Annotated in this window: 10 protein-coding genes; 1 reads left to right on the top strand and 9 read right to left on the bottom strand. The window is 49.8% G+C overall.

Annotation, left to right across the window (positions count from 1 at the left end; all coding sequences use genetic code 11):
• Positions 1-58 precede the first annotated feature (58 nt).
• A complete protein-coding gene (locus Afil_RS07515) occupies positions 59-1,696 on the top strand; it encodes an alpha,alpha-phosphotrehalase (protein WP_230267956.1) in 1,638 nt (545 codons plus the stop codon).
• Between the two features lie 353 nt (positions 1,697-2,049).
• Here Afil_RS07515 and Afil_RS07520 read toward each other — a convergent pair whose 3' ends face one another.
• The 9 genes from Afil_RS07520 to Afil_RS07560 all read right to left on the bottom strand — a co-directional run bounded on the left by Afil_RS07520 (position 2,050) and on the right by Afil_RS07560 (position 12,832).
• Positions 2,050-2,706, bottom strand: coding sequence for a vWA domain-containing protein (locus tag Afil_RS07520; protein ID WP_230267957.1), 657 nt, complete (start codon positions 2,704-2,706; stop codon positions 2,050-2,052).
• A 119-nt stretch (positions 2,707-2,825) separates the two neighbouring features.
• On the bottom strand, positions 2,826-3,869 hold the full coding sequence (locus Afil_RS07525; RefSeq protein ID WP_230267958.1) for a macro domain-containing protein: 1,044 nt from the start codon (positions 3,867-3,869) through the stop codon (positions 2,826-2,828).
• 366 nt (positions 3,870-4,235) lie between these two features.
• Positions 4,236-4,496, bottom strand: a complete 261-nt coding sequence (locus tag Afil_RS07530; RefSeq protein ID WP_230267959.1) for a hypothetical protein — start codon at positions 4,494-4,496, stop codon at positions 4,236-4,238.
• A gap of 257 nt (positions 4,497-4,753) precedes the next feature.
• Positions 4,754-5,494, bottom strand: coding sequence for a tRNA (adenine(22)-N(1))-methyltransferase (locus Afil_RS07535; RefSeq protein ID WP_230267960.1), 741 nt, complete (start codon positions 5,492-5,494; stop codon positions 4,754-4,756).
• A complete protein-coding gene (gene rpoD / locus Afil_RS07540) occupies positions 5,494-6,786 on the bottom strand; it encodes an RNA polymerase sigma factor RpoD (RefSeq protein WP_230267961.1) in 1,293 nt (430 codons plus the stop codon). The genes Afil_RS07535 and rpoD overlap by 1 nt, the downstream gene beginning before the upstream one ends.
• Before the next feature lie 142 nt (positions 6,787-6,928).
• The gene (dnaG, locus tag Afil_RS07545) at positions 6,929-8,704 is read right to left on the bottom strand and encodes a DNA primase (RefSeq protein WP_230267962.1); all 1,776 of its coding nucleotides are present in this window, start codon (positions 8,702-8,704) and stop codon (positions 6,929-6,931) included.
• A gap of 346 nt (positions 8,705-9,050) precedes the next feature.
• Positions 9,051-10,436, bottom strand: a complete 1,386-nt coding sequence (locus Afil_RS07550) for a glycine--tRNA ligase (RefSeq protein WP_230267963.1) — start codon at positions 10,434-10,436, stop codon at positions 9,051-9,053.
• Between the two features lie 278 nt (positions 10,437-10,714).
• Positions 10,715-11,926 (bottom strand): MalY/PatB family protein, encoded by a 1,212-nt coding sequence (locus Afil_RS07555; protein WP_230267964.1) that lies wholly within the window; start codon positions 11,924-11,926, stop codon positions 10,715-10,717.
• A 153-nt stretch (positions 11,927-12,079) separates the two neighbouring features.
• Positions 12,080-12,832: a protein phosphatase 2C domain-containing protein gene (locus tag Afil_RS07560; RefSeq protein ID WP_230267965.1), complete on the bottom strand. Its 753-nt coding sequence runs from the start codon at positions 12,830-12,832 to the stop codon at positions 12,080-12,082.
• Positions 12,833-14,279 lie beyond the last annotated feature (1,447 nt).

Consider the following 14,279-nt stretch of genomic DNA (forward strand, 5'->3'; position numbering starts at 1 on the left):
ATAAGTCTGCGATGACCCTCTGAACTGCACTTTGGAACTGATTATGGAAAGGAAATGTATGGACTGCTCAAAACAAGTCGTGTATCAGATTTATCCCAAGTCCTTTCAGGATACCACCGGAAACGGACGCGGGGATTTGAACGGCATTACCTCACATCTGGATTATTTGCAGGATCTTGGCATCACCATGATCTGGTTCAACCCGATCTTTCCCTCCCCGCAAAAGGATAACGGGTACGATGTCAGCAATTACACCGCCATCAACCCCGACTACGGCACGATGGACGATTTCGAAACGCTGGTCAGTGAAGCCGGAAAGCGCGGAATCGGCATCATGCTCGATATGGTATTCAACCACACGTCAACCGAGCACGAATGGTTTCAGAAAGCTCTGGCCGGCAACAGGAAGTATAAGGACTACTACATCTGGAAAAAAGGAAAAGACGGTCATCTGCCCACCAACTGGCCGTCCAAATTCGGCGGCCCAGCCTGGCAGTATGTCGAAAAATTTGACGAATACTATCTGCACCTGTTCGATCCTACCCAGGCGGATCTGAATCTGGCCAATCCGGATGTGCGAAACGAACTGGTCAATGTTCTGAAATTCTGGATAGAAAAAGGGGTCAAAGGCTTCCGTTTTGATGTCGTAAACCTGATTGACAAAATGGCGTTTGAAGACGCACCGGAAGGCAGCGAAGGCAAGGAATTTTATACCGATGGTCCGAAAGTCAACGACTATCTTCATCAGCTGCATGTCGAAGCGCTAGGCAATGCGGATGTCCTGACGGTCGGCGAAATGTCCGCAACGTCCGTGGAAAAGTGTTCCGGCTATTCGAAACCCGAAAACGAAGAGCTTTCCATGTGCTTTAACTTTCATCATCTGAAAGTCGACTACAAGGATAAGCAGAAATGGACGCTCATGCCCTTCGACTTTCAGGAACTGAAAGATCTCTTCTTTGAATGGGATGTGAAAATGGAAGAAGAAGGCGGCTGGAACGCGCTGTTCTGGAACTGCCACGATCAGCCAAGAGCCCTTTCCCGCTTTGGCGATCCCGTCCATTACCCGAAGGAATCCGCAAAAATGCTGGCATCGGTGATCTTTACCCGCCGCGGTACTCCGTATTTCCTGTACGGTGATGAAATCGGCATGACCAATCTCAACAGCCGTTCTGTCGCGGACTATGACGACGTTGAATCGCACAACGCGGCGGACATGCTCAAACACGAGCAGCATAAGAGCGATGACGAAATTCTCGCCATTCTCCAGGCAAAAAGCCGCGACAACGGCCGTACGCCCATGCAGTGGACGAATGGGACAAACGCCGGGTTTACAAGCGGCCAGCCCTGGCTTCGCCTCAACGACAATCTCGAAACCGTCAATGCAGAGTCGGTTTTACAGGAAGAAGACTCCATCTATGACTACTACAAGAAACTCATCGCGCTCAAGAAAACAAATCCCATCCTGCAGCACGGAACGACCAGAACGCTCCTTCAAACGGACAAAAATCTCTACGCCTATGTGCGAGAACTCGATAGCGAAGAAATTTTATGCGTCCACAATTTTTTCGGACACCCCGCTCCCCTTTCGCTCGATCTTCATGAATACGAGCGAATCCTGTCCAACTACAGTGATTTTGATCCGGATGCTCTCGCCCTGCGTCCGTACGAATCGCTGATTCTGAAAAAGAAGAACTAATGCTTTCTCTTTGTATCCCGAATACAAGGCTCTGATCTTCTGCAGCACATGCAGAGGTCTCAGAGCCTTTTCCTTTTGCTTTAGACCGCCTCCTCTCTGTCTTCTTGCCGCCGGCGATTCGTCGCAGGCTGCTGAATACCCGCACCGCCGATCGTCCCCGCAGGATTCCCCTTTCTATTCCTGATTCGAAGTCCTATTAAAGAAAAACGTTCAGATTTCGCCTCGCCTTTGCGAGTGAAGCGAACACCTGAACGTTTTTCTTTATTAGACTTGATTTCCTATGCCTGAGGGCAGCTGCGGCTGTCTTTTCGGTTTCCATGCTGTCTCTTCATCTTCGGAATACGCGAAGATCTTTAAAAGCGTCTTCGATTTCGTTTCTTTTCATCGCTGCGGATTTCATTGAGGCAGTCTTCCTCCAGAATACCGCTCTCCCGTACACAGGCCGCTGCAGCGCTGACCGCCTCAAAATTCAGCTCTGTCCCTTCCGCATCGGGTACGTAGCTTGCGGTGAATCGGGCATCAATTCCGATCTCGGAGCCTGCTTTTTCGGCATCGATATTGGCGCCGAGGAAAATAAATTTCCAGCCGTATTTTTCTTTTTCGTACTCAATCATCTTTCGAATCTGGCTGGCGGAATAGTACATGCTGTCGTTTTCCAATCCGTCCGTAATGATGACAAACATCACCTGGCTAGCTCGGTATTTCGGATTCATGTGCCGCTGTGACGCGATGATCGAATCCATCGTCCTTCCTACCGCATCATAGAGTGCGGTAGACCCGTGCGGTATGTAGTCTTTACGGGTCATAGGACGCACTGCCTGAAGATCGAGGCGGTTGTGGATTGTATGCGCCCTGTCGTTGAAGAGAACCGTTGTGACTTTGCAGTCGCCTTTTACATGACGCTGCTTTTCGAGCATGGAGTTGAAACCTCCAATCGTATCTTCGGTCAGATTGTACATGGAGCCGCTCTGATCGAGAATAAAAACAAGTTCAGTTAATCCTGCTGTCATAGAAGAAAACCTCCTTTTCTGGATGAATCCATCCTACAAAAGAAGGCTTTTCTTCAGGTCGCCCGAAAAGCGACATTTAAAACGGTACGGCGACATCCAATTGGCCGGCTGTCTGAGCATCAGAGCGAGCCGAGCAGCGGCTGATCGTAGAGAAAGAGAACCTCATTTATTTTAAAAATGTCGTATTTCTGCTTCTGGATAAAGAATTCAACAATCACATCGAACAGCAGCGAACGCGACAGAGCGTAGCCCGCACTTTCGAGCAGCTCATCGGTTTCCTGGAGAGTAAGCTTCAGCGCTATGGCCAAAGACAGGATCGTTTTCTTGCTGGGGATGTAGTTTTTGCGGCTTCGGATTTTGGAAAAGAGCTTGCGATCGAGATTGGCCCGCTTATATACATCCACATCGCTCATGCCTTTGGCATCAATCAGATGGAAAAGCTTCTGATTAAACGGTTCATCGACGATAAAATGGTCTTCCTCGTCTTCAGGCATTCCTTCTGCTGCGGCAGCAGTTGCAAAATGAGGCGCTTCAACGAGTGAAGGTGCGGCGTGGACAAGCTCTTCCTCATCATCCAGTTCAAAATCATCCAGTTCAAAGGATTCCGACCGTGATCGGTCAGTATGTTCTTCCGCATAATTGTCTTCAATATAGCTTTCCACTTCACCGGCCAGTTTTCGACTTTGCGCGAAGGATTCCCGGTTAAACACCACCAGATAGACATCCATCTCATGATCTTTCAGAAAATCCAGAATGGTCGTCATGGCGACCTGAAGCGCCTGGTCTTTAGGAAAGCCGTAAATTCCGCTGGAAATCAGAGGAAAGGCAAGACTGCGGATCTCATTTTCATCGGCCAGCTGCAAAGCACTCTGATAGGTTCTGGCAAGCAGGGATCTCGCCTCTTCTGGAGTGTAACTCGCAAAAACTGGACCTGCCGCATGAATGACGTATCTTGCCGGCAGCGCAAATCCAGGCGTAAGAACCGCCTGTCCGGTCGAAATGGGTGCCAGAGGCTTGCAGGCTTTTGCCATTTTTGCCGCGCCTGCTTTCTGAAAGATGGTCCCGCACACGCCGCCGCCCTGGGCCAGTGATCGATTAGCCGCGTTCACAATGGCGTCGACGTGCATTTCCGTAATATCATTTCGAATGAGCTTAAATGGCATACGTGTCCCTCCTGCCTGCTGTCTGGTTTTTCAATCGTCTTCTTTTATCGTACACAGATTTGAAGCCGAAACGAACGAAGAAAACGGAATTTCCGCTTCCGCAAGCGCATTTCTATTTATACTGTTTTTATTGATTATTCGTATAGTTTGATTTCTATTATCATCTATATATTGCAAACGCTTTTCGAACCCGGGATACTGGACAGAAGAAAAATTCAATCCAGTTGAATTCATCAGAAAGGACAAAATTTGTACAGACAGAGAAATAGATACGAAAAACAGCAGGCGGCACATAGCGATGCGCAAACCTGCTGTTTTTCATTCTTGCCATTATTCAAAATCCCGCTCTTAAAAATGCACCCTTGCTCATAAAATCGGATACCATCGAAGCAGATCGCCGCACCCTTCGGCTTCGATCGGCTCTACCGCCTGCCGAAGCCGCTCTTCCGGCGCAGGTATCGTCCCGGCGCGGGATATCCTTTCCCATTGCACCCGCTTCTTCGGGTCAGGGTCATTCATTCCGGCCTCAATGCGGGCCGAGAGAATTGCCCGCATTTCTTCCACCGTGATATTCCATTCACGGGCCAGCCTTTCAGTTACGCGCCTGGACCAGTTTTCAATTGACAAAAACAGCTCATTTTTATCCGTTCAATGGCTGCATTTACTGTTTCAATTCACTCACAGAAACCAGATCACTATCGATTTGCGCTGCTCCATTCGCAGTTCAGCGGGGATCTCCTTTGGATTTCCGCTTTTTTCACGTCGTCTGCGCCGCAAAACGGCTCAGTCCAGACAAAGGAAAAGCTGCCGTAAGGAATTCAGTTCCTGACGATAGCCTGTTCATTTCCTGTGGTGAAAAAAGCAGCTGGACCGGTTTTGGACGCTTATTCCTTCTCTGGATCCAGTGTAGATGAGACAGATCCGTCTGAGAGATTCTGGAGGGATCTTGCCATCTCGATTTTCTGCAGAAACGGTGCTTTCTTATCTTCCGGCATGGTTTTACAGATGGTTTTCCATTTGTTAAGCCGCCACAACAGCCACGCATCATAATCCGCGTTCCGTTTTGGATGAACGCCAAAATACAGGGCCTGAGGCGACAGCGTACCATCGACCGCCGGCGATTGCTTCTCTGCTTTTGGAGGGCGTACATAAAGCAGCGGATAAAAATGGCCGTCCTGAATCATCCGCTCGCGGACAATGGTAAAGCCATGATCACAGAGCCACTGGCGCAGATGTTCGGTATCCTTATGCGGAGAAAGCAGCAGGGACGATACTCGATCCGGAAGCGGACTGGCCGCAAGAATCTGTTCGATCTGCGTACCGCCCATGCCGGCGATCAGAATCTGATTCACATCGTCTTCTAATCCTTCGATCCCGTTTCGAAGGCGGCAGAAGATCCGATCGCTAAGACCCGCCTGAGCGACATTGGCTCTGGCTGATTCGAGCGGGCCTTCCCGCAAATCACAGGCATAGGCTTTCTGCACTTTGCCGTTTAGAAGAGCCTGAATGCATACGAAACCGTGATCACAGCCGATATCCGCAAGTACTGGACCTTCGACTTCCTGCGCCAGAATCTTCAGGCGTTTGGATAGCGTCGAAAGTCCGGGGAGTTTCTGAATTTCCATTACTGTTTAAAATCCTTCAGCCGTTTGGAGCGGGCGGGGCTTTTGAGCTTGCGCAGCGCCTTGACTTCAATCTGGCGAATGCGTTCGCGCGTCAGCGAAAACGCCTGTCCGACTTCTTCCAGGGTACAGGGCTGACCGTCATGGAGGCCGTAGCGCATCATGATGACTTCCTCTTCCCTTTTGTTCAGCGTTTCTAACGCGAGCGCGATTTCGTCCTTGAGCAGCTGGTTGTGGGTGTATTCCACTGGAGAAATGGACGTTTTGTCTTCAATGAAATCGCCAAGATGCGAATCGTCTTCTTCGCCGATCGGCGTTTCGAGCGAAACCGGTTCAAGAGCGATCCGCTGAATTTCACGGACTTTTTCCGGTTTCATATTCGGAAGCTTTTCCGCAATTTCTTCCGGAAGCGGATCGCGTCCCAGATCCTGAATGAGCTGACGCTGAATACGCGTCAGCTTGTTGATCGTCTCGGTCATATGGACCGGAATGCGAATCGTCTTGGACTGGTCAGCGATGGCTCTCGTAATGGACTGGCGGATCCACCAGGTCGCGTACGTTGAAAACTTAAATCCGCGCTTGTAGTCGAATTTTTCGACCGCCTTGATCAAGCCGCAGTTTCCTTCCTGAATCAGATCGAGCAGCGGCAGGCCGCGCCCGTTGAACTTTTTGGCAATGGAAACGACTAGACGCAGGTTGGAATTGATCAGCAGATCGCGGCATTCCTTGCGTCCTTCTTCCTGGTAGCCTTTGGCGGCTTCCTTTTCCTGCTGGGCGGTGAGCAGAGGAATCTGACCGATTTCGCGCAAATACATGCGTACGGGATCGCTGCTGCGATTTTTGGAATTTTCCTCAAATGCCTTTTCGAGTTTTTCAATCTCGTCATAAGAGGCCCTGCGCGACTTTGCGGTTTGGCTGAAGTTCTCCTCTTCTTCCTGAGTGCTTTCGCTTTCCAGTTCTTCTTCTAATTCTTCTTCCTGGTCTACCTTAAGCTCCTGATCCAGTCTTCCTTCCAGAGCTTCGCCGAAGTCTTCGGGAAAGGGGTCCTTTCTGGAACGGACAGGCTCGTCATCGAGGTCGTCGGCTTCGAGTCCCTCCGTATCCGAATCGAGTTCGAGGACCTGGCTGTTTCGGATCCATTCAAACAGATCCTCATTTTCTTCATCACTCAGATCAAGGGAAGTAATCATCTCCTGAAAGTCACAAAGATCAACCGCTTCTTTCTGATCTCTCATAGAAAGCAGATACTCTTTCGCTTCATCGAGCGAACGGAATTTCCTGGCTTTTCTGGTCATCGTATCAGGTTCCTTTCTATGTTTCTTTTTCCAATTATGAAAATTCGCCCGCCATCCATGTGCGAAATGGACAGCGAGGCGATGGACAGCGTGCGGTTTAACAAAGACGCATGCCGTGAATAGAACGGTCCATTCGTGCAGCTCAGAACTGGACCGTCTTTTTGAGCCGGTTCTTTTCGAGAACCAGCGACTGTTTCGTTTTGGTCAGTTCTATTTTTTCGCTCAGATCTCTCGCCTGACGAATTTGCCTCGTCAGGGAATCGATCTTGTGCGATAACATATCCGATTTAATTTTGCAGACGGCATCGTCGAAAAACTGAGGAAGCAGATCAGAATAGTCCGGCCATTCCGCCAGTTCAACGAGCAGATCCCGCGCATCCGGCTCTTCTATCTGTTCGATCAGAATGGCCGGATCCAGCGAGGCATCGGTCTTATACGCATGCAAAATGTAGAGAGACAGTCTCGAACAGGCGGGATTCGAGAAGAAGCCGACCTGCTCCTGAAACTGCTTCAGAAAGCTCTCATGAAACAGAATGGACCACAGGACGGATTTTTCCGCCTGCAGACGGCCTTTGACAACCGGCGGGATGACCGCTGGAGCGGCATTCCCTGCTGCTTTTCCGCCTTTTTTAAAGCGGTTTGGCTGCCAGACAGGCTTGAGGGGTTCGGCGGTAAAGGAAAAGCCGGTCAGTGCTTTCAGCTTTTCAAACGCCGCATTCTGTTCGAACGATTCGAGGGTCGTTCGAATGATCGACTCCATGGCGCGAGCGTACTGCTTCTTATCCTCGTAGTTGTTGAGATTGTACTGTTTTTTTAAATAGTCGAACGCGAAGGACGCGTACGAGACGGTCTGTTCAATCGCCTGTTCCAGTCCTTCCCGGCCGTAGGCATTGAACACTTCATCCGGATCTTTTCGCGGCGCATTGGCGACGATGGAAAAGCGGATTCCGGTATTCTGCACTTTCTGCGCAAATTTCCAGACCGCGTTCTGGCCTGCCTCATCCTGGTCATAAAAGAGCGTGACCGGAACGTTCAGCGCGGCGATCAGGCCGAGCTGCGTATCCGTCAGCGCTGTTCCTAGACAGGCAATACCTTCTTTGAAGCCGCCTTTGGCCAGTCCCAGTACGTCCATGGCGCCTTCGCAGAGAATGACGCGGCCGGCTTTGCGGGCTTCATCCTTCGCGCGGTGATAATTAAAAATCAGCGAACTTTTATCGTAAAGCTCCGTGGACGTCGTATTGACATACTTCGGTCCCTGCGCCGGCGGCAAAATACGGGCGGTATACCCAACCGGCTTACCGTTGGCGTCATGGATCGGAATCATAATCCGGTTGTAAAAGCTCGGGATGAGATCGTTCGTTCCAATCTGAACCAGACCGGTTTTTTCCAGCATGGTTCGATCGGAAATGCGATGCGTCAGATAGTCCTTGACCATGCCGGCTTCCGGCGCATAGCCGATTTCGTATTCTTTCAGTATTTCTTTCGAAAAGCCGCGGCCGCTCAAATAGGACAGGGCCTTCAGTCCGTCCTGACTGAACAGCTCGTACGAACAGTACACCGTAAACAGGCGCAGCGTTTCGTACGCGTCGCGGTTCTGAACACTCTTTTCATCCGGTTCAGCCTTCTGAATGTTGAGCGGATAGCCGATCCATTCGGCAGCTTTCGCCGCTGCTTCCGGAAAAGAGATATGTTCAATGTTCTGAATGAAGCGAAGCGCATTGCCGCCGGCGCCGCAGCTGAAGCATTTATAAATCTGCTTGTCCGGGGAGACGCGCATGGATGGCGAATGGTCGTCATGAAACGGACAGACACCAAGATATTCTTTTCCCTTTTTTTCGAGAGGGACATACCGCTCAATGACCGAAATGATATCGGTCTGATCCAAAATATTACGAAGATCCTGTTCAGGAATCTGCATGAAACTCAGGCTCCTTTCCCTGGGGGATCACGCCGTTTTATGAAAACAAGCAAAGAGCCGGAGGCAGAATTCGGCTCTTTGATCAGTAAATGAAGGAAATAGCAGTCGTACGTCGCGTATCGTTTTCGCCCCGTTTTCGCCCTGTTCAAACGTCGACGTTTCGTTCACTGTGCAAATGAACAAAATGCGTAACTTTTTAATCCGGGCGGATGACAAAATGAGGTGAAGGGTACTCGCTTTTCGACGCGGCGAAATGGATCCCATACCATTCGTAATACGCAAAAGGAATTTCTCTTCTCGAATCAGCTGCTGCTCCCAGAGCGGGAGCAGCCTGAAATGGAAGAGCCTAGGCAAACTGAACGCGGGAAGCGATGTAGTCTTTCACTTCAGTCAGCGGAATGCGGACCTGTTCCATGGAATCGCGTTCACGAACGGTTACACAGCCGTCATTTTCCGTTTCAAAGTCAACGGTGATGCAGAACGGCGTACCAATCGCATCCTGACGACGATAGCGTTTACCGATGTTATTGGCTTCATCGTAGGTTACGGAGAAGTCGCGAGCGAGATCGCCGCAGAGCGCTCTGGCCTGTTCGGAAAGCTTTTTGGACAGCGGAAGAACGGCTGCCTTATATGGAGCGAGGTAAGGATGCAGGCGAAGAACGATACGGCTGTCCTTTTCGGAAATCTGTTCGTTTTCGAGAGCCTGCGACATAACCGCAAGAATCAGACGCTCAACGCCGACGGAAGGTTCAATAACATACGGAATGTATTTTTCATTGGCCTCCTGGTCGAAGTATTCCAGAGACTGCTTGGATGTGTTCTGGTGCGCTGTGAGGTCAAAGTCGGTACGGTCAGCAATACCCCAGAGTTCGCCCCAGCCGATCGGAGCGCCAAAGAGGTACTCGATATCGGTGGTTGCGTTGGAATAGTGGGAAAGTTCTTCCTGATCATGAGCACGCAGGCGCAGACGATCGGAAGTCAGGCCGAGGTCATGCAGGAACTGTTCGCACATGCCTTCGAGTTTCTTGAACCATTCCAGATCGGTTCCCGGCTTGCAGAAAAATTCGAGTTCCATCTGTTCGAATTCACGGGTACGGAAAATGAAGTTGCCCGGTGTGATCTCATTACGGAACGATTTACCGATCTGGCCGACGCCAAACGGCAGTTTCTTACGCATGGTGCGCTGTACGTTTTTGAAGTTTACGAAAATGCCCTGTGCGGTTTCCGGGCGCAGATAAATTTCATTTTTCGCGTCTTCGGTAACGCCCTGGAACGTTTTAAACATCAGGTTGAACTGGCGAATCGGGGTGAAGTTGTGCTTGCCGCAGTTCGGGCAGACAATTACGTGCTCGTCGATGAATTCTTCCATCTGCTTGTTGGTCCATCCAGCGGGATTGACCTTGCCCTCGGTGGCGTCTTCAATCAGGGTATCTGCGCGGTAGCGGGTTTTGCAGTCCTTGCAGTCCATGAGCGGGTCGGAGAATCCGCCGACGTGGCCGCTGGCTACCCATACCTGCGGGTTCATCAGAATGGCCGACTGAATGCCGACGTTTTCCGGCTGTTCCTGGATGAAGCGTTTCCACCAGGCGTTTTTGATATTATTTTTCAGTTCGATACCAAGCGGACCAAAATCCCAGGTATTGGCAAGGCCGCCGTAGATTTCGGATCCCTGGTATACGAATCCGTAGTTTTTCATGTGTGCGACGATATCGTTGAAGCTTGCGTAACTCATAATATTCCTCCATTCATCTCCTAAATAAAATAGTGAATCACTCAATTATATGCCTTTCTGTTTCAAAAAAGAAAGAATCGATCCATTTGTTGGTCTTTGCAGATGGAAAATGAGCGGGATGTGACAAATTCTTTTTCGAATTGTGCAGTCTCGACAATTTGCAGTCGTCCTTGTTTCCAGAAGAAAAGCCGCCCCGTATTCAAAGAAGAAAGCCGGACGAACGCTTCGTTCTCTTCTTCGCAGGGGCGGCTGTTTTTGTCTTTCCAGTTTACGGCTTTCTATCGCAGCGACAGATCGCCGATCGGGATCTGGTTCTTCTTCTTTTCGTTCCAGGCATCAGCAAGCTGGTCGAGCGCGCGCTTGAGCGTCGATCTTGGGCAGGCGGCATTGAGACGCATGAATCCGCTTCCTTCCTGACCGAACATCACGCCGTCATTGAGCCAGAGATGCGCTTTGTTCAAAAAGAAGTCGTGCAGTTCTTCATCGCTCATCTGCAGGCCTCGGCAGTCGAGCCAGAACAGGTATGTTCCCTGCGGAATGGCCATGCGAATTTCCGGAATGTGTTCTTCCAGATACTTCTGGATAAACCGCGCGTTTTCGCGGATACAGGCGTTCAGCTCATCTACCCACTCGGCACCCTGCTCGTAGGCAGTCTGACAGGCGACAAGGCCGAGAACATTGGCCTCGCCCATACCGCAGCGTGACATCGTCTTGCGTACGGCTTTGCGAATGGTTTCATCTGGGATGATCAGGTTGGAATCCTGCAGACCAGCCAGGTTGAATGTCTTGGATGGAGCGGTGCAGAGAACGAGCTGATCCGCAATGGTCGGATCCGCTTCCAGCATGGTCGTATGACGATGATCGGGATCAAAGTCCATGTGAATTTCATCGCTGACCAGCACAATATCGTACTTTTTGCAAAGGGCAGCCAGACGCTGGAGATCTTCTTTAGCCCAGACGTTTCCCGTCGGATTATGCGGCGAGCAGAAGATGATCATACGCACTTTTTTCTCTTTGAGCTGCGTCTCCAGATTTTCAAAATCGATGGAATAGATGCCGTTCTCTTCCTTTAAAGGACTGCATACCAGTGTACGGTTCAGTTCTTCAATACTGTTTTTGAACGGGTGATAAACCGGAGGGAAAATCAGAATTGGATCTTCCTCTTTTGTGAGTGCCTGAATCAGGATTTTAATCGCCGGAACAATACCGGGCGCCGTTACGATCCAGTCTTTTTCAATCGCGGTATGATGGCGGGATTTCATCCAGTTCTGTACCGCCTGTAAATACTTATCCCATGGGGCGGTGTAGCCAAATACGCCCAGCGCGCAGCATTTTTCCAGCGCATCGCGTACGGCTTTCGGTGCGGCGAAATCCATATCTGCAATCCAGAGCGGAATCATTTTCGGATCGCTCAGCATCGGACCGGCATGATACTTCAACGAATGATCGCTCGAGCGATCGACAGCATGATCAAAAAGTCTTTCTGCCATAAATTTTCCTCTTTTCCCGTCTTCCTGCTTTTGGATCGATCTTCTTTCATGCACGAAGACGCTTTCCTGTCTTTTCAAAAAAGAAATGTGCCTCAAAAAAGAAATGCGCCGTTTCGCGCATTTCCTGAGTTTACTGGAATATTCTAATCGTTCTCATTTTGTATGGAAATAGTGTGAATCCTCAATCAGCGCAACGGAGAGATCATCTCCGGACTGGACTTCGTCCACTCTTGCTTTTAAATACGCCTCTCTTTGTTTTTCCTTCACACGGGATACGTTCCAGAAGTCGAACAGTTCATCCACATGACAGACGACGCCCTGGCCGTTCCAGCCGCAGATCGTATCGAACACGCCATCGGTCGCGATAAAAACGCGACGAACCGGAAGCGGCGAGCCCAGAGAATTGAAAAAGGCCCAGTGCCTGGAATCGCGCAGCGAATAAACCATCGAAGACGTCTTGATCTCGGTAACCATCATCGCAATCGAACGATCGGTTCGTTCATACAAAATACCGCCGTCTCCGGCCAGACCGCCCCATAGTTTTCCTTTGCGATAAATCGCGACCAGCATTGTTGTGGACGCGTCGCCTTCTTCAATGCCTTTCGCGTTTAAATAGCGAATCATTTCCTGTCGGACATGAACAAAAAGACTGCGCAGCAGGCTGTCCATTTCTGCATCCGGCGTATTTGTGTGTAAATGCGAACGAAGATAGGCGACGCTTTCTTTCACGCAGAATCGGGAAGCTTCTTCACTGTGCGAAGGTTCCATCCGGTAATTGAGTGATACCCCATCGCACAAAACGGCGATGGTCGCATTGTGAATCTGCAGGGCGATCGCTGCATCCTGATTGGGCATTTCTGCTTGTTTGTGCCAGGTTCCCTTACGGCTTTCGTATAAGGCAATCATCGATAACTTCCCTCTTTCTGTCTCCCCATTGCGGGCTGTTCTGGTTGTCCGCACGGCGCAATGCTCGAACCATCCTCCGGGTTAGAGTAACTTGGAGGCGTTTTCAGCGCTTTGGACAGTTCTATTGTACCTGAGTCGATCCTTTTCTCTTTCAGGGGTACATTTGCGGCTGTTCTGTCCTTTTCAAACGAAGGATACGAGCTTGATTCACAAAACGGACTTCCTTGCTTTCCGGAGATTTCGTTCGAACTTCAAGAGAGCCATCCCGATTCGGACAACCGAATTGATTGGCTATATTGAAAGCGGATTTTCGACCTGCCGGCTGACCAAAAATTTTTCCAGAAACCAGGAAAGGGTTTCAGAGGAAATGGACGTATGACTGATCAACGCCTCCCCGAAGGTAAACGGAAAGACCGCCGTCGCCCTTGAGGAAGTACGAAAAGAATTCGAAAAACTGGGTCTGGAAACGATAATGGTCCACATCGACAACAAGAATATTCACGGCTGTATCATTGGATACCCCGTTTACTTTGCAAACGTAAACGAATATACGTTCCAGCGGTACCTGTTCTACTCCACACGGTTTGATAAAGCGATGAAATTCGGAGGGACACATACCGCGGCGGAAATTCGAGTACTTTTGATGAGCTCAATAAGTACTCACCATTGGCGGAATGCCGGTTGTGTCGTCCAACTACTGGAACATGGTGTATGGACGGCTCTCCGGGCAAGCGAAAGAAGATGTGGAATGTCTTAGCACCATGCGTCAGCTTGCCCGCAACATGACCTTCTTAATACGCGCTTCAGGACGCGAAAGAAAAATACGGTTTTCCGGAAGAAGAAGCGCATGTCATGACCAACTTCATCCGCTATAACCATAAACAGTAATTTCTTATTTGACGGTCTTATCCCCTTCAATTTCTGCTGATATTGTTTCAGCGAAAACTGGAGGGTTTTAAATGCCCAATTCTCTTTTCATTCGAAGCAGCCAATTGAGCAGGTACGGATCTGAGGGGATGTCCAGAAATCTGTGTAAATTCGATTTTTTAGCAGTTGAAATATTTGGTCGTACCGAACAGCAAAAAACCTTCGCTGAATGGTGAGTGAATGAAAATTTCTGAAGCGACCCTTTATAGCGGGCGCCCTCCGCTGCCAGACTGGCGACGTTCCTGCCACTTCTTCTCAAGCTCCACGATCCGCAAATACAAAGTCTTATATACCGCATCATCGCTGGGGAACGAGCCTTTTTTTCATTCATAGGCCCCCGCGCGCGGCGGCCCACCCTTGGTTAGTTGAAATATGGATGAGGGATCGTTGAGTCCTCTTTTATTATTTTTAATGAATTTCTCTTCGCAATTTCGATTCCTGATAGAATCGCTTTGTACCAGAGCACTGGAAAAGCACGTTACGCAAATAATTCATAATGATAATTATTTACCTTTCATGA

This window comes from Allobaculum fili, assembly GCF_020969955.1.
In the GTDB taxonomy this organism is placed as follows: Bacteria; Bacillota_I; Bacilli_A; order Erysipelotrichales; family Erysipelotrichaceae; genus Allobaculum; species Allobaculum fili.